Source organism: Halococcus hamelinensis 100A6, from assembly GCF_000336675.1.
Classification (GTDB): Archaea; Halobacteriota; Halobacteria; order Halobacteriales; family Halococcaceae; genus Halococcus; species Halococcus hamelinensis.
The window spans coordinates 22,129-37,624 of the sequence record NZ_AOMB01000043.1; the positions used below are offsets into that span (position 1 = coordinate 22,129).

The window sequence follows — 15,496 nt, forward strand, 5'->3', positions numbered from 1 at the left end:
GAGCCGGAGGGTTAGCCCTTTCGCGTTTCCCACGCCAGATAGCCGCGGTGGCAGTTGGGACAGATGTCGCCCGCCCGGTGGGGCGAGTCGATGACCGCGGCGTCGAACCCGCACGACGTGCAGCCGAACGAGCCACCGGTGAGCCGTTCTGGCTCCTCGTCCGGCTCGTCGGTCGCCGACCCGTCGTCGCGACCGGTATCGTCGGGCCACTGGGCCGTCGATGCGGTGCTCCCGTCCGACCGTCCTGCCCCGGTCGTCACCGGTCCGGGACCCTCCGGCTCGGACGGCCACTCCCCGGGTGCGCGCTCCGAGGGGTCGCGGCGCGTCGGCTCGTCGCCGATGCGGTCGATCGACCCGGCGTCGTCGGCTGAGTCGTCCGCCGGTTCGCCCCCGTTCGTCGACCGGTCGAGCGCGCTCGTGGCCGTCACCGACTCCGCGATCTCGATGCCCCCCGACCCGGACGAGTCGGTCGCGGGGTCGACGGGGGCGGCCCCGTCGTCACGGACCCCTCGATCGGTCTCGTCCGTCGGCTCCGTGGCGTCGGCTGGCTCCGTCCCGTCGCGCTCGGCCTCGGCGACCTCCCGCGACCCGCCGTTTCGGACGGCCGGTTCGGGCTCCGCTTCGGCGGGGTCGTCCCCCATGGTCTCGACGGCCGTCACCGTCCGGTCCGGAGTGTCGGACGCGTCACCGGTCCCCTCGTCCGAGCCGTCCGGCGCGATGACGACGGTGCCGTCGGGTTCGCGAACCACGCCGGCGGCGGCCGAGAGCGCCGTGACCTCGGTGTTCTCGGAGATGACCCGTTCGTGCCCGCAGCTCCGGCACCGTTCGACACGTTTCGCGGTCAGAACCACCTCGTCGCCGTTCTCGACGCGCTCGCGCTCGACCTCGGGGTCGCCGTAATCGTGCCCGAGCAACGAACACATGACTCCCATCGATACGTGTTTCTATAGCGGTCGATATAAACGTCCGTGTTCGAGCGGCGATATGTTGACCGAACGGTCGAGCGAGGCGGAACCGGCCCGACCGACAGTATAAGAGCGATCCAAGCGAACGGGCAAACATGAAAGCGAAGCGGGCGTTCCGGGACCGCAACCCCACGGAGGTGGCGGTCCTCGACGCGCTGGTGGAGCATCCCGACGGGATGACGGTGTTCGAACTCCGGACCCACGCCGACATCGGCATCGACGCCCTCGAGGACGCCCTCGCGGCGCTCAAGGAGGACGACCTCATCGAGACCGAAACCGAGAGCGGGCGATTGCATATCATGCCCGACGACCGCGTCGTGCCCGACGAGCCCGAGGACGAAACCGACGAATCGTTCTTCGAGCGGCTCCGCGACCGGTTCGGGCGGTAGACACACGCTTTATCCGCCACCGCACCCGAAATTCCACAATGACGTTGGTCGAAGCCGTTCACGAGACCCACGGCGCGACGTTCGTAGAGCGCGGCGGCACGCGCGTCGCCGACCACTACGGCCGCCCCGAGACCGCCCACCGCGCGGTCAGAAACGTCGCCGGCGTCACCGAGATGGCCTACGGCGTGCTCACGATCACCGGCGAGGACAGGATCGAGTTCGTCGACAACGCCGTCACCAACCGCGTGCCCGCCGAGGACGGCCGGGGTTGCTACGCGCTCCTCCTCGACCCACAGGGTCGGATCGAGACCGACCTCTACATCTACACCACCACCGACCGCCTGCTGGTGTTCACCCCGCCGGACCGCGCCGAGGCGGTCGCGAGCGAGTGGTCGGAGAAGACGTTCATCCAGGACGTCGATATCGAGAACGCCACCGAGTCGTTCGGCGTCTTCGGCGTCCACGGTGCGCAGGCGACCGAGAAGGTCGCGAGCGTGCTCACGAACGCGACGCCCTCCGAGAGCCACCTCTCGTTCGTCCGGGGCTCGATCGACGAGGCCGGCGTCACCGTGATCCGGGGCGACGGGCTCGCCGGCGAGGAGGGGTACGAGGTGGTCTGTGCAGCGGACGTGGCCGAGTCGGTGTTCGACGCTTTGATCAACAACGGCCTCAACGCCGCCCCCTTCGGCGTGCGAACCTGGGAGAGCCTCACCCTGGAGGCGGGCACGCCGCTGTTCGATACCGAACTCCGTGGCGAGATCCCGAACGTCCTCGGACTGCGGAACGCCCTCGACTTCGAGAAGGGCTGTTACGTCGGCCAGGAGGTCGTCTCGCGCGTCGAGAACCGGGGGCAACCGAGTCGTCGGCTGGTGGGGCTCGCCTGTGAGGCGCTCCCCGACCCCGGCGCGGCGGTCTTCGCCGGCGATTCGACGGTGGGCGAGGTCACCCGCGCGGTCGAGAGCCCGACCCGCGACGAACCGCTCGCGCTCGCGCTGGTCGAGTTCGACCTCGATACCGACGGCCTGACGGTCAGGATCGACGGCGAGGAACGAACGGCACGCGTCGAACCCCTCCCGTTCGTCGAGGGTAGCGACCGGTCGGCCCGACTGCCGACCTACGAGTAGGGGTTCAAGAGCGCGAGAGGAGCGTCTTCAGGCTCTCCGGCGAGAACAGCGTGGTGGGTTTGTCCATGTGAACCCCGATCTCGCCCGAGAGCGTCGCGAGGCCCGCTCGTTTGACGGGTTCGGGCAGCGAGTACGCCCGCCGGACCCAGTGACCCAGCCGGATGTCGTGCGCGAGGTCCGCCCGCCACGCGTCCTCGTAGTTCTTCAGCGTCCCCGGGTCGTGCGGGTCGACCTCGCGGGCGGCGTGGTCGGCAGCGGTCATCCCGTAGACGAGGCCGCCGCCGGTGAACGGCTTGGTCTGGGCGGCGGCGTCTCCCACGAGGAAGCCGCGGTAGCTCGTGACGCGGTCGGCCGGGCCGATCGGGATCATCCCGGCGTGGGTCTCGCCGGTCTCGACCCCGTAGTCGCCGACGAACTCGTCGAACAGCTGGGTCGCGTTCTCGCCCGGTGCGGCCGCGAGGCCGTACTCAACGCCCGCCGAGCCGCGAGGGATACGCCACGCGAAGAACTCCGGGACCGTGAGGTGGACGTCGACGTGGTCGCCGGGGTCGTCCTCGGTGGAGAACCCGAGCACGCCCTGGAGTTTCTCGCCGGGTTCGGGCATCCCGAGTTCGCGCCGGACGCGCGAGACGGGCCCGTCACAGCCCGCCACCAGCCGGGTCTCGAACTCCTCGGTTCCATCGGGCGTTCGGGCGGTCACCGTCGCCGAGCGCGCGCCCTCCTCGACGCCGATCACGCTGTGCTGTTCTCGGAGGTCGGCCCCGGCCTCGCGTGCGGCGCGGGCGAGCGTCCGGTCGAGCTCGACCCGATTGATGACGTTCGAGATGGTCTCGTCCTTGTAGAACAGGTGGCCGTCGCCGCCCGGCCCGCCGACGTGAAATCGTGCGCCCGAGATCTCGTTCTCCAACAGCTCCTCGCGCGCGCCCTCGGGCGTGAACTGCCAGATGTCCGTACTGACGTGGCCCGAACACGCGAGCGGCGTGCCGACCTCGCCACGTTCGAGCACCAGCACGTCGTGACCCGCCTCCGCGGCGCGCCGGGAGAACCGACAGCCCGCGGGGCCCGCCCCGGCGACGACGAAATCGTACATTGGAGAGTCCTGTCGGTGGGCGTCAAAGAATCTTGCTAACCCACTTTTTTCGACGGGGGAATCGCGCTCGCTTCGCTCGCGCTCAACCCCCGCCCAAAAACCTGGACTGAAAAGGGCTGCTCGCTCCCTCCGGTCGCTCGCAGTACAATCGCTAACCAGCTACCGCCTCCACCCCCAACCACTCCGCAGCCGCCACACGCCTCCCCAGCCGATTCGCTCCGTTCGTTCCACTCACTCCGCTCATCCACCGGCAGAGCTTCGCTCTGCCGAGCCTGCACTCGCTACGCTCGCGCAGACCTCGCACAGTGTCCGCGGTCGGTGTTCGTGTTCACTCACACACGACCGCGAGCGCGCGCCACAGCATCCGCCATCTACTACACCACCCCTGTTCCGTCGTCAGCGATGGCCGTCGAGCAGTCGTTCGACGTACTTCGCGATCACGTCGACCTCGACGTTCACCCCATCTCCGGGTTCGAGGTCGTGCATCGTCGTCAACTCGTAGGTCGTCGGGATCACCGCCACAGTGATCGTTCCCTCGCGGCGTTCGGCCACGGTGAGGCTCACCCCGTCGAGCGCTATCGACCCCTTCTCGACCACGTACCGTGCGATGCTCTCGGGCACCGAAAATTCGAACGCCCAGTCGTCACCGACCTGCTCGACTCCAACGACTTCGGCTGTGGCGTCGACGTGGCCCTGCACGAAGTGGCCGTCGAGCCGACCGTCGGCGGGCAGCGCCCGTTCGAGGTTCACTGTGGTGCCCGCTTCGATCTCCGACAACGTCGTCCGGTCGAGGGTCTCGGTCGAGCAGAACAGCTCGAAGCCCGTTTCCCGAACGGCCTCGACGGTGAGACACGCGCCGTCGACCGCGATGCTCGCGCCGCGGGTCAGTCCCTCCAGATCGCACTCGACGACGATCCGCCGCCCGCCCTCCTCGTCGCGGACGTCGGTGACGTCCCCCGTGGTCTCGACGATGCCGGTGAACATGGTCGCGGTACGGTTGCCGGGCGAATGAGGCTGGCGTTCGCCGCCGGCCGGGAGCCACGTCGCTTATAGTGGACCGGTCCCTGCTGTGGGCAATGTCCACGGATTCGCACGTGACGCGGCTGTTCGGCGGCCCGGGAAGCGGGAAGACGACGGCGCTGCTCGACCGGGTGGAGGAGATCCTCGACCAGCCGGGCGTCGACGTCGACGACGTCCTCGTCGTCTCGTACACCCGGGCGGCGGCCACCGAGATCCGCGAGCGCCTCGCCGAGCGCCTCGACGTCAGCCCGCGCTCGCTCCGGGGCAACGTCGCCACGATGCACGCGAAGGCCTACGAACTCCTCGACCTCTCGCGCGGCGACGTCGTGGGCGAACGCGACAAGGAGGGGTTCTGTGAGGACTTCGGGCTCGAGTTCGAGGACGAGTACGAAGGGTCGCGCCGTCGGAGCGCGCGCTCGACCACCATCGGCAACAAGGTCATCGCGACGAGCCAGTGGCTCCAGCGCACGACCAGGGACGTGGCCGACTGGTACGACGTCCCCTTCCAGTGGAACGACGAGGAGGTCCGGCTGCCGCCCGAGATCGACGACAACGCCCAGCAGGGCAACAAGTACACCCCGACGTGGCCGAGCGACGACGACCGCCTCGACATCCCCGAGGCGATCCGGGCCTGGCGCGCCTACAAGGGCGAGGAGGGGCTCGTGGGCTTCGCGGATATGCTCGAACGCGTCGAGCAGCGCTCGCTCATCCCGAACGTCGACTACCTCGTGATCGACGAGTTCCAGGACATCACGACCCTCCAGTACCGCGTCTACGAGGAGTGGAAACCCCACGTCGAGCGCGTCCTGATCGCGGGCGACGACGACCAGGTGGTCTACGCCTGGCAGGGTGCGGACCCACAGCTCCTCCTCGACGAGGGCGGCGAGGACGTGATCCTCGATACGTCCTACCGGCTGCCATCGCGGGTGCTCTCGGTCGTCAACCGCGAGGTTCGCCACATCGAGAAACGCCAGGAGAAGAACCTCCGGCCCCGGACCGAGGGCGGGAGCGTCGAGGCCGTCGAGAGCCCCACGATGCTCGACCTCGTGCGCAACGTCCGGGCCACGGTCGAGAACACCGACGAGACCGTGATGGTGCTCTTCCGGGCGCGCTACCAGCTCTTCCAGTTCATGGACGAGTTCATCGGCGAGGGGATCCCGTTCCAGGCGCTCACCGACCAGCGGATGTGGACCGACCGGCTCAACGACTACGTCAACGCCGTCGAGAAGGTCGCCGCCGGCGAGGCCATCACCGGGCTCGAAGCCCGCCGGCTCGCGGACATGCTGATGAACACCGCCTTCGGCACCAACAGCCGCGACGCGCTCTACGAGACGCTCGACGACCTGAAGGAGGAGGCCGGGGTCGAGGAGTTCGTCGACCTCACGATCGAGCCCGACCTCGTCAAGGAGCACGCGCCGTTCATGCCCGGCCCCGCCTCCGCCGAGGACATGCTCAGAAAGACCTCGCAGTTCCAGAAGAAGTCGGTGAAGGCCTACTTCGGGGGCGACTACCAGGACGTCGACCGTGACCGGGTTCGAGTGGGGACGATCCACTCCGCGAAGGGTCGCGAGGCCGACCACGTCTTCGTGGCGACCGACCTCACCGAGAAGGTGGTCGAACAGATGGCCGCCTCCGTCGAGGAGGGATCCGCCGACGCTGCAGCGTTCGCTGAGAGCACCGACCCGGTCCCCCTGCTGACGGACAACGAGCGCCGGGTGTTCTACGTCGGGATGAGCCGGGCGCGTGAACGCCTCGTGATACTCGAAAACCTCGTGAGCGGCGCGCCGACGCTCCCGGTCGACGTCCTCCTCGACAACGAACCGTCGGGGATCACCGTCGAGGACGTCCTCGCCGAGGCCGAAGTCCCCGCCGCCGACTGAGCGCCGATTACTCGTTCTCCTCGTCCTTCGCCACCGCCCCGACCGCCTTCTCGGCCGCCGCCGTCGGCACGTCGTCGGGGGTCGTGACGTACTGCTTGAGCAGGATCATCAGCCCGGCGACGATACAGAGCGCCGCACCCATCGTGGTGCGCCCCGTGACGAGGAGGTTGACCCCGAGCAGCGCCACCGGGAGCGCGAGCGCCAGCGTCGCCACGAGCCCGAGCGTGTTGAGGATGCCCACGGGCTGACTGGAACGCGCGCTCACTTACTCGCTTCGCTCGCCCTACGGTCGCGGCGACCAGCCACACACCGAACAGACGGTTGCGTCGGCGGCGTGGAGCCCGCCGCAGTCGGGACACTGCTTCTTGTTGTAACTCTCCTCCCACCCCGGCGACTCCGTCTCGTGACCGCGTCCGGCGAGGAACTCGTCGATGTCGGGTTCGTTCGGTGTGGTTGCCATACGTGCCACGGTATGGCACGCCACGACATAGGTCTATTGGTGGTCACAGGAACCGCCGATCAGTGCAGTATACAACACCTGAACGGAAGTCGTTCGGCCCGTTCAGAGGTCGTAGAGCGCGCCGTACTTCGCGGTGACGTAGTCGAGGAAGTCGTCGGCGGCGAACGGTTCCCCGGTGGCCTCCTCGATCAGGTCGGGGGTGGTGTAGCGCTTGCCGTGACGGTGGACGTTCTCGGTGAGCCAGTCGTGGAGCGGGTCGAAGTTCCCGGACCCGATCTCGCCCTCGAGGCCGTCGATCTCGTCGTCGGCGCTGGCGTAGAGCTGGGCGGCGAGCACGCTTCCCAGGGAGTAGGTCGGGAAGTAGCCGAACGTGCCGTGCGACCAGTGGATGTCCTGCAGACAGCCCTCGGCGTCCGTTTCGGGTCGCACGCCGAGGTACTCCTCCATCTTGTCGTTCCAGACCTGCGGTACTTCCGCGACGTCGAGGTCGCCCTCGATGAGTTCGCGCTCGATCTCGAAGCGGAGCACGATGTGCATGTGGTAGGTGAGCTCGTCCGCCTCGACGCGAATGAGATTGTCCTCGTGGACGGTGTTCGCGGCCTCGTAGGCGTCCCGCGGGGTCGCGTCGTCGAGGCCCGAAAAGCGCTCTTTGACCTGGGGCAGGAAGAGCTCCCAGAACGGCTGCGAGCGAGCGACGTGGTTCTCCCAGAGTCTCGACTGGGATTCGTGGACCGAGAGGTTTCGATTCTCGCCGAGCGGCGTGCCGTACTCCTCGTCCGGGAGGCCGAGGGTGTAGGTCGCGTGGCCGAACTCGTGGACGGTGCTGGTGAGCGCGCCGAGCATGTCCGCCTCGTCGTAGCGCGTCATGACCCGCGCGTCGAAGGTGGTCCCCATCGAGAAGGGGTGTGGCGCGACGTCGAGCCGGCCGCGATCCCAGTCGTAGCCGAGAGTGTCGAGCGCGTCGCGCGAGAGCGCTTCCTGGGTGTCGGTGTCGAAGGTGCCGGAGAAGGGCGTGGCGAGGTCGACGTCGCTCTCACGCACCTCGTCGATGAGCGGGACGAGCTCCTCGCGGAGGCGTTCGAGAATTCGCTCGGTGGTGTCGAGCCCGAGGTAGGGTTCGTAATCCTCGAAGAGCACCTCGTAGGCAGGTCTATCCGGGTCGATGTGTTCGGCGTACTCGCGCTTGAGGTCGACGAGGTCCTCGACGACGGGCGCGAACTTCGAGAAGTCGTCTTCCGCCCTCGCTTCCTTCCAGACCGGGAGCGCCTCGCTGGTCGTTCGCGAGATCTCCTCGACGAGGTCGGTGGGGACGCGCGTCGAGCGCTCGTACTGTCGGCGGACCTCGCGGACGACCGCCGCCTCGCGGTCGTCGAGGTCACTGCTTTCGAGCGCGTCGAGCGCCTCGCCCATCCCCTCGTCGGTGAGGAGGTCGTGGCTCACGGCAGAGAGCGCCGAGAGCTGGCCGGAGCGGGCCGGCGTGCCGCCCTCCGGCATCATCACCTCCTGGTCCCAGCTCAGGATGCCCGCCGCGCCCTCGATGTTCGAGATGCGTTCGTAGCGTCGTGTGAGGTCGTCGTAGGCGTCGTCCGTGGGGTCGGCTGCCATACGGGAAGCCCGGGTCGCCGGCCTATCAATTCTCCCCTACGGCGTCGACTATCTCGGCGTAGATCCGATAGCAGCGGTCGAGGGCGGCGAGCGAGACGCTCTCGTCCTTGGTGTGGGCTTCCCCGAGTTCGGAGGGCCCACAGACCACACAGGTCACGTCCGCCGCCGCGAGCCAGCCGCCGTCGGTCGCGGCGGGCTTCGTGACGAGCTCCGGATCTCCGTCCTGACACTCGTCGGCCACCGTTCGAACGGTTTCGGCGAACGCCTCGTCGTCGCAGGCCATCGGCGGGAGGTCCTGATCGATCTCCCACTCGACCCCCTCGATATCCTCGACGGTTCCGAGGGGTGCGCGCTCGCCGGGGACCGTGCGCTCGTCGACGGTGATGGCGCACGATTCGGGAACGACGTTCCAGGCCGAGCCGCCCTCGATCCCGGTGACGGCGAGGCTCCCGGAGACGCGCTCGTCGAGCACCGTCGCGCTCGGCGGGTCGATATCTCTGATGAGGTCGACGGCGTCGCAGGCCCGGTAGACCGCGTTCTCACCCGATTCGGGTTCGCTGGCGTGGACGGCGGTGCCGTGGGCGGTGACGGTGCTCGCGCGCCGGCCCTTGTGGGCGACCACGACGTCCGTCACGCCCGCCGTCGCGTAGCCCGTCGAGCCCTCGCCGACCACCGCGAAGTCGGGCGCGAAGCCCTCGTCGATGGCGTGGCGCGCGCCGATGCCGCCGAGTTCCTCGCCGACGAAGCTCGCGAAGACGAGTCCGTCCTCCGGGGTATCGCGGAAGGCCAGCATCGCCGCGGCGACCGCGCCCTTCATGTCCGCCGCGCCACGGCCGTAGAGTCGGTTTTCGGTGGTTTCGATGACGTACTCGTCGCCGTCGGTCTGGGATTCGTCCGGCGGGACCACGTCGTGGTGGCCGACGAGCGCGAGGGTGTCTGCCTCGCCGTAGCGGGCGATAACGTTCCCGACCGTATCTCGCGTGACGTCGGCATCGGTTTCCGCACGGAGCCAGTCCTCGATGAAATCACCGGCGGCGGTCTCGTCGTCGTGGCTCGGGATCGAGACCAGGTCGCGGGTGAGGGCGGCGACGTCCATCCCGTCGAGGGTCGGCGAGCGGCGTGATAAGGATGGTGTCGGACGAGACGAACCTGTTCATCCGCCGCGGCGGGAGCGGTCGGAGGTGGTGCGGTCGCGGTTGCGGTCGGAGCGGTTGGCGCGCGCTCGCGGTCGTGCGCGAACGGACGTGAGCGCGCGACCGCGGACACTGTGCGAGGGATGAGCACCGCAGGGAGTGAGCAAAGCGAACGACCGAGGAGCGCAGTCGGCTGGGGAGGCGTGTGGCCGTTGCGGGACGGTGGCGGGGCGGAAGGGTGAGTGATTGTACCGCGAACGAGCGCGAAGCGCGAGTGAGCGGGAGTTTTTAGTCCAGGTTTTTGCGAGGAGTGGTTCGCCGAAGGCGAACCCGACGAGGAAAAAAGTGGTTGAACATCCTTATCCGTTCTGCGGGCCGATGTGCGGGCATGACTATCGTCCCGGACACGAGCGCGGTCATCGACGGCCGCGTGTCCGACCGCGTCGAGAGCGGGGCGGCCGACGGCGCGACGGTGCTGGTCCCCGAGGCGGTCGTGGCCGAGCTCGAATCCCAGGCGAACGACGGGATCGAAACGGGCTGGAACGGCCTCGCCGAACTCGAAGCCCTCGTCGAGCTCGCGGCCGACGACCGGATCGAGCTCGAATACGTCGGTCGGCGGCCCGCCGAGGCCGAGCGCACGAGCGCCGGCGAGGGGGCCGTCGACGCGTTGATCCGCGACCTCGCCGCCGAGCACGACGCCACGCTGCTCACGAGCGACCGCGTCCAGAGCGAGGTCGCGCGGGCGAAGGGGCTGACCGTCGAGTACCTCGAACCCGAGGTCAGGGTGGTCGAGGGCCTCGACATCGAGCGCTTCTTCGACGACGAGACGATGAGCGTCCACCTCAAGACGGGCGTGGTGCCGATGGCGAAGCGGGGGTCGATCGGCGGGATGCGCTTCGAGGCCGTGGGTGAGGAGCCGCTCTCCGAAGACCAACTCACCGAGTGGGTCGAGGAGATAGAGCTGGCGGCGCGAACGTCGAGCGAGGGGTTCACGGAGCTCGACAGGCACGGAATGACGATCGTCCAGTACCGCGACTACCGGATCGCGGTGGCACGACCGCCGTTCGCCGACGGGATCGAGATCACCGCCGTCCGGCCGATCGCGGCGACCGAGCTCGACGACTACCAGTACGCCGACGACCTCCGCGAGCGCCTGCTCGACCACCAGCGCGGGGTGCTCGTCGCGGGTGCGCCGGGCGCGGGGAAGTCCACGCTCGCCGGGGCCGTCGCGGGCTTCCTCGCCGACTCGGACTTCTCGGTGAAGACGATGGAGAAACCCAGAGACCTGCAGGTGGGTCCCGACGTGACGCAGTACACCGCGCTCGACGGTCGGATGGAGAACACCGCCGACGCGCTCCTGATGGTCCGGCCCGACTACACCATCTACGACGAGGTCAGGAAGACCGAGGACTTCTCGGTCTTCGCGGACATGCGGCTCGCGGGCGTCGGGATGGTCGGGGTGGTCCACGCCACGCGTGCGATCGATGCGGTGGGGCGACTCGTGGGGCGGGTCGAGCTGGGGATGATCCCACAGGTCGTCGACACCGTGGTCTACGTCGAGGCCGGCGAGATCGCGACGATCTACGACATCAAGACCGAGGTCAAAGTTCCCGAGGGCCTGGTCGAAGAGGACCTCGCGCGGCCCGTCATTCGGGTGATGGACGCCGAGACGAACGAACCGGCCTACGAGATCTACAGCTTCAACCGGCAGGTCGTCACGGTGCCGGTGGGCGAGGAGTCGGACGACTCCGGGGTGGATCGGATCGCGAAACAGGAGATCGAGCGGGAGATCCGGTCGGCCGCGCGCGGCAACTGCGAGGTCGAACTCCGCGGGTCGAACACCGCCGTGGTCTACGTCGAGGAGTCGGACATCGCGACCGTGATCGGCAAGGGCGGCGGTCGGATCACCGACATCGAGAATCGGCTGGGGATCGACATCGACGTTCGGACCTTCGACGAGCGTCCGGGTGGACGATCGGGAGGATCGAGCGGCTCCGGCGGTGGCGACAGCAGTAGCGGTGGCAACACCAACGGCAGCACGTCGGGCGAGATCGTCACCCCCGAGATCACCGCACGTCACGTCGTCATCCCGATGGAGGGCCACGCGGGCAACACGGTCGAAGTCCAAGCCGACGGCGAGTATCTCTTCACCGCGACCGTCTCGCGCGGCGGCGAGGTGCAGGTCTCGCGTGGGAGCGCCATCGCAGAGGAGCTCGAAGCCGCCATCGACCGAAATCGTCAGGTCACGGTCGCACCGTCGTAGTTCGACGCGAACGGTGAACGGGGAGTGGCCGACCATCGGGAGGTGGTTCGAAAATCTCCGACTTTCGTCACTGAGCGGAGCGAAGCTCCGCGAGGTCCAAAAGAGTCGGAGACTCTTTTGACGATCACGAGAGAGCTTTGCTNGCGAAGCTCCGCGAGGTCCAAAAGAGTCGGAGACTCTTTTGACGATCACGAGAGAGCTTTGCTCTCTCGAACGACCACGAGGCGAACGGCGACCGCAGGAAGCCGTGAGCGAAGTGAACCGTGAGCGGGAGCGAGCCGAGATCGCGGTTGCGGGACGCGATTCCTGGCGGATGAAGGGCGAGCGAACGCCGAAGGCGTGAGCGAGGGCTTCGGCGGTGCTGTGCGGGGCGGTTGCGGAGTTGTTCGCGGAGGTGGTCGGTGATCTCACCGCGAGCGAACGGAGTGAGCGAGCGGGCCGAGGAACCCCTGAAAGGGGTGACGACGGCTTTTGATCCACATTTTGCCAGCGAGTGAGCGAGCATCGCGAGCGAACGAGCGCAGCAAAAGGTGGGTTTCGAAAGGTCCTTATGGGCGACTCGGCTACCCTGAGATCGGACTAGGCCGGGCAGTTAGGCCCTGCTCGCAACCCGCACTACGGTCTTCAGCGGGGGCCGAACCCCGGGTGCGTCCGCGCCGACCGGCGCGGGCCCCGCAAGCCAACGTCGAAGCCTCGTCCGTCGGGGGCGGCGGTCCGCGGCTGTTCGTCTGCAGGGACGACCCGCCGCGGTTAATCGGCGGCAGCCCGTCAGGCACGGAAGTGAGCAGCGGACCGCCGGACAGCCGTCGCTCGCCGGATCGCGGGGTGGAGGAGGCACGCGGGCTTCCCCGCGCCGGAACGCCGGGCAATCCCGGGCCGTCCACTTCCACATACCCACCTTCTACATACCCACCTTTTGCTACGCTCAGTCGCTACGCTCACGGCTCACTTCGTTCCCCGTTCGCAGCCGAGGTTCTCCCTTCAGTCGAACCTCGCGCCGCTCGCTCCTTCACTCGCAAAATGTGGATCAAAAGCGCGTCGGGTTCCCACCGGAAGAGCGAGGCTCTCCCGTGCTGCTCGAAAACGCTCCGCGTTTTCGGCAGTGCAAGAACCCGGAGAGTTCTTGCTTGCAATCAGAACACTCCGCGTTCTGATCACATCGCGAAACGCCTCCGGCGTTTCGAGCGATCTCGCTCGCTCCGCTCGCGAGAACGATGGTCACCCTCGCGCCCGCTCGCTCACTGCGTTCGCTCGCGGTGAGATCACCGACCACCTCCGCGACCGCAACCGCACAGCACCGCCTCCGCCGAAGCCCTCAGCCCACTCACTCCGTTCGTGGGCTTCGCCCTTCATCCGCCAGGCCTGCACCGCCCGGCTACACCAGTCCAAGCGTGCGGGCGTACCACACTCCACTCGCGGGGATCACCAGCGAACACAGCGCCAGCACCCAGCGGTGATATTCGAGGGCGGAGTCGGTCGAGAGCTGAAAGACGACGGCCTCCGGGACCGTAAGCGCCCAGACCAACGAGACGAGCGCGACCACGATACCGAAGACGAGGGTCACGCCAGCGGCGGTCGCGGGGTCGGTCCGACCGGCCCGACCGGCGGCGAAGACGACGACGGCGACGACGGCGAAGAGCCCGCCGACGAGCGGGGATATCGCGCCGGTGGCGTAGTAGGTGCCGGCGGCTCCCGCCTCGGTGGTGAGATACGGTACGACGAGCGCGACCAGCACCGCGAGACAGCCGACGATGCCGACGACCGGGGCGACCCGCGAGGCGTTCATGGGCTCGATTCCGGTGGGCGGCGTCTTAATCGGCGCGTTCGGCGGGCGAACACAAAAGCCAGGTAACTCCGTCCCAAGGGAGCGGGTATGGGACTCGGAAACACCGCGAAGAAACTCCAGCGTGTGGCCGACATGGCCGAGACGCTCTATCAGAAGATCGACGAACTCCGGAGCCAGGTCAACGAGGTCAGAGAGCACGTCGAGGCCACGAGCCAGCGCGTCGAACGGATCGAACGCGACCTCGACGACCAGCGTGCGGTGCTCGACGCGCTGGCACGCGAACAGGGGATCGACGTCGACGCGGCCGCGGCCTCGGCCGCGATCGAGGAGGCCGAACCCGGGAAGACGGTGGCCGACGCCGAAGCGACGGACGGCACGGCCGACGACGCGCCGAGCGCCGACGACACCGCGGCCGCCGAGTAGTGCTCCCTACCCGAGCCGCTGGTGTTCGACCTTCATGCACTTGTCCTCGACCACCTGCCGACCCGCGTCCTCGGCGCGCTGGGTCGCCTCGGGGTCGCGGATGCCGAGCTGGGTCCAGATGACGTCCGCGTCGTCGCGGTCGAGCGCGTCGTCGACGATCCCGCTCACCTCGTCGCTCGGGCGAAACACGTTCACGATGTCGATCTCCGCCTCGACGTCGGCGAGCGAGTCGTAGGCCCGACGGTCGAATACCTCGTCGGCGGTTGGATTGACGGGGACCACGTCGTAGCCGTGGTCGAGGAGATACCGCGGGATCTCGTGGGCGTCCTTGCCGGGTGTCGACGAGCAGCCGACGACCGCCACGGTATCGAGGTCGAGGATCGCCGCGAGTTCGTCGTCGTCCGTGATTGGCATACCCCTTCTACGTCGGGCGACGACAAAAAGATCCCCTACAACGCCACCGCGAGCCGGCCGACCACGAACGCGCCGCCCGCGAGGAACATCGCGTAGCTCAGCCGCTCTTGACCCGTCGTCGGGTCGGTGAAACTGTTGACGGCGGCGATAGCCATCACGAGGTCCGCGACCGCGACCACCGCGAGGTAGGGCCAGCCGAGGGTCCCCTGGAGGTAGGGAAGCGGGCTGGCGAGGAGCGCGACCGCGAGGAGCACGGTGGCACTCCAGAGCGCGGGCCGCTCGCCCACCGCGATCGGGAGGGTGTTGAGCCCCTCGCGCCGGTCGCCCGCGACGTCCTCGACGTCCTTGATTATCTCGCGGGCGACCGTCGAGAGCGCCGCGAGCGCGAACAGTACGACGACCGCGCTCGTGATCCGCCCCACCGCCGCCGCGCCGAACAGGAAGGTGCTCCCACCGAGGTAGCCGACGACGACGTTGCCGACACCGGGGAGTCCCTTGAAGAACTCCGTGTACGCCACGAGCGCGACGAGGTTGACGACCGCGATGGCGATGGCGAGCGGCGGGAGGGTGAGCGCGAGGACGACCGCCCCGACGAACAGGAGGAGGCTGAATCCGAGCGCTTCGCGGGCCGTGACCGCACCGCGGGGGATCGGCCGATCGGGCTGGTTGATCCGGTCGATCTCCCGGTCGAAGTAATCGTTGATGGTGTTGCCCGCGGCGGTGGCGAGCACGGTCGCGCCGGCCGCCGCCCCGACCGCCCCCCAGGGTCCGAGCCCGCTCGCGACGAACGCGCCGACGAACGTCAGCGCGCCCGCCGCGATGGCGTTGATCGGACGCGTGATCTCGACGAAGCCACGAACCCGCTCGCCGGTCATACGAGGGGTCCCGCCGGTGGCGGAATAAACCACCCGAAACGCGCCGACCGCGGGATTTAACTACGGCTC

15 protein-coding genes and 1 other RNA gene are annotated in these 15,496 nt (G+C 68.3%); 6 read left to right on the top strand and 10 right to left on the bottom strand.

Annotation, left to right across the window (positions count from 1 at the left end):
• Positions 1 to 11: 11 nt before the first annotated feature.
• Complete coding sequence (locus C447_RS15895) at positions 12 to 932, bottom strand: DUF7093 family protein (RefSeq protein ID WP_010612697.1); 921 nt, start codon at positions 930 to 932, stop codon at positions 12 to 14.
• 128 nt (positions 933 to 1,060) lie between these two features.
• Between C447_RS15895 and C447_RS15900 the strand changes: the two genes are divergently transcribed.
• Together C447_RS15900 and ygfZ are read left to right on the top strand one after the other, a co-directional pair.
• Positions 1,061 to 1,354 (top strand): DUF6432 family protein, encoded by a 294-nt coding sequence (locus tag C447_RS15900; RefSeq protein ID WP_007695745.1) that lies wholly within the window; start codon positions 1,061 to 1,063, stop codon positions 1,352 to 1,354.
• Between the two features lie 38 nt (positions 1,355 to 1,392).
• A complete protein-coding gene (gene ygfZ, locus C447_RS15905; RefSeq protein WP_007695747.1) occupies positions 1,393 to 2,478 on the top strand; it encodes a CAF17-like 4Fe-4S cluster assembly/insertion protein YgfZ in 1,086 nt (361 codons plus the stop codon).
• A 4-nt stretch (positions 2,479 to 2,482) separates the two neighbouring features.
• Here the strand turns inward: ygfZ and C447_RS15910 are convergent, their stop codons facing one another.
• Both C447_RS15910 and C447_RS15915 read right to left on the bottom strand, forming a co-directional pair.
• The gene (locus tag C447_RS15910) at positions 2,483 to 3,568 is read right to left on the bottom strand and encodes a geranylgeranyl reductase family protein (RefSeq protein WP_007695749.1); all 1,086 of its coding nucleotides are present in this window, start codon (positions 3,566 to 3,568) and stop codon (positions 2,483 to 2,485) included.
• Between the two features lie 396 nt (positions 3,569 to 3,964).
• Entirely contained in the window at positions 3,965 to 4,552 is a 588-nt protein-coding gene (locus C447_RS15915) for a riboflavin synthase (protein ID WP_007695751.1), read from the bottom strand.
• Between the two features lie 92 nt (positions 4,553 to 4,644).
• Here C447_RS15915 and C447_RS15920 point away from each other — a divergent pair, with 92 nt between their 5' ends.
• Positions 4,645 to 6,468 carry a UvrD-helicase domain-containing protein gene (locus tag C447_RS15920; RefSeq protein ID WP_007695752.1) on the top strand — a complete coding sequence of 608 codons (1,824 nt, stop codon included), beginning with the start codon at positions 4,645 to 4,647 and terminating at the stop codon, positions 6,466 to 6,468.
• 7 nt (positions 6,469 to 6,475) lie between these two features.
• Here the strand turns inward: C447_RS15920 and C447_RS15925 are convergent, their stop codons facing one another.
• The 4 genes from C447_RS15925 to C447_RS15935 form a co-directional block, all read right to left on the bottom strand.
• On the bottom strand, positions 6,476 to 6,733 hold the full coding sequence (locus C447_RS15925) for a DUF7533 family protein (RefSeq protein WP_394295093.1): 258 nt from the start codon (positions 6,731 to 6,733) through the stop codon (positions 6,476 to 6,478).
• Positions 6,734 to 6,751: 18 nt separating this feature from the next.
• Entirely contained in the window at positions 6,752 to 6,928 is a 177-nt protein-coding gene (locus C447_RS18280; protein ID WP_007695754.1) for an HVO_0416 family zinc finger protein, read from the bottom strand.
• 102 nt (positions 6,929 to 7,030) lie between these two features.
• Positions 7,031 to 8,533 (bottom strand): carboxypeptidase M32, encoded by a 1,503-nt coding sequence (locus tag C447_RS15930; RefSeq protein WP_007695755.1) that lies wholly within the window; start codon positions 8,531 to 8,533, stop codon positions 7,031 to 7,033.
• Between the two features lie 25 nt (positions 8,534 to 8,558).
• The gene (locus C447_RS15935; RefSeq protein ID WP_007695756.1) at positions 8,559 to 9,629 is read right to left on the bottom strand and encodes a M20 family metallopeptidase; all 1,071 of its coding nucleotides are present in this window, start codon (positions 9,627 to 9,629) and stop codon (positions 8,559 to 8,561) included.
• Between the two features lie 425 nt (positions 9,630 to 10,054).
• Here C447_RS15935 and C447_RS15940 point away from each other — a divergent pair, with 425 nt between their 5' ends.
• Both C447_RS15940 and ffs read left to right on the top strand, forming a co-directional pair.
• The gene (locus C447_RS15940; RefSeq protein ID WP_007695757.1) at positions 10,055 to 11,929 is read left to right on the top strand and encodes a PINc/VapC family ATPase; all 1,875 of its coding nucleotides are present in this window, start codon (positions 10,055 to 10,057) and stop codon (positions 11,927 to 11,929) included.
• Positions 11,930 to 12,501: 572 nt separating this feature from the next.
• Positions 12,502 to 12,815: signal recognition particle sRNA (gene ffs, locus C447_RS17485), an RNA gene on the top strand.
• Between the two features lie 489 nt (positions 12,816 to 13,304).
• Here the strand turns inward: ffs and C447_RS15945 are convergent.
• On the bottom strand, positions 13,305 to 13,715 hold the full coding sequence (locus C447_RS15945; protein ID WP_007695758.1) for a DUF7548 family protein: 411 nt from the start codon (positions 13,713 to 13,715) through the stop codon (positions 13,305 to 13,307).
• A gap of 87 nt (positions 13,716 to 13,802) precedes the next feature.
• Here C447_RS15945 and C447_RS15950 point away from each other — a divergent pair, with 87 nt between their 5' ends.
• Complete coding sequence (locus C447_RS15950; RefSeq protein WP_007695759.1) at positions 13,803 to 14,138, top strand: DUF5798 family protein; 336 nt, start codon at positions 13,803 to 13,805, stop codon at positions 14,136 to 14,138.
• A 6-nt stretch (positions 14,139 to 14,144) separates the two neighbouring features.
• On the opposite strand, the gene C447_RS15955 is transcribed toward C447_RS15950, so the two are convergent.
• Positions 14,145 to 14,552, bottom strand: coding sequence for a CoA-binding protein (locus C447_RS15955; RefSeq protein WP_007695761.1), 408 nt, complete (start codon positions 14,550 to 14,552; stop codon positions 14,145 to 14,147).
• A gap of 35 nt (positions 14,553 to 14,587) precedes the next feature.
• Complete coding sequence (locus C447_RS15960; RefSeq protein WP_007695763.1) at positions 14,588 to 15,427, bottom strand: geranylgeranylglycerol-phosphate geranylgeranyltransferase; 840 nt, start codon at positions 15,425 to 15,427, stop codon at positions 14,588 to 14,590.
• Positions 15,428 to 15,496: the final 69 nt, after the last annotated feature.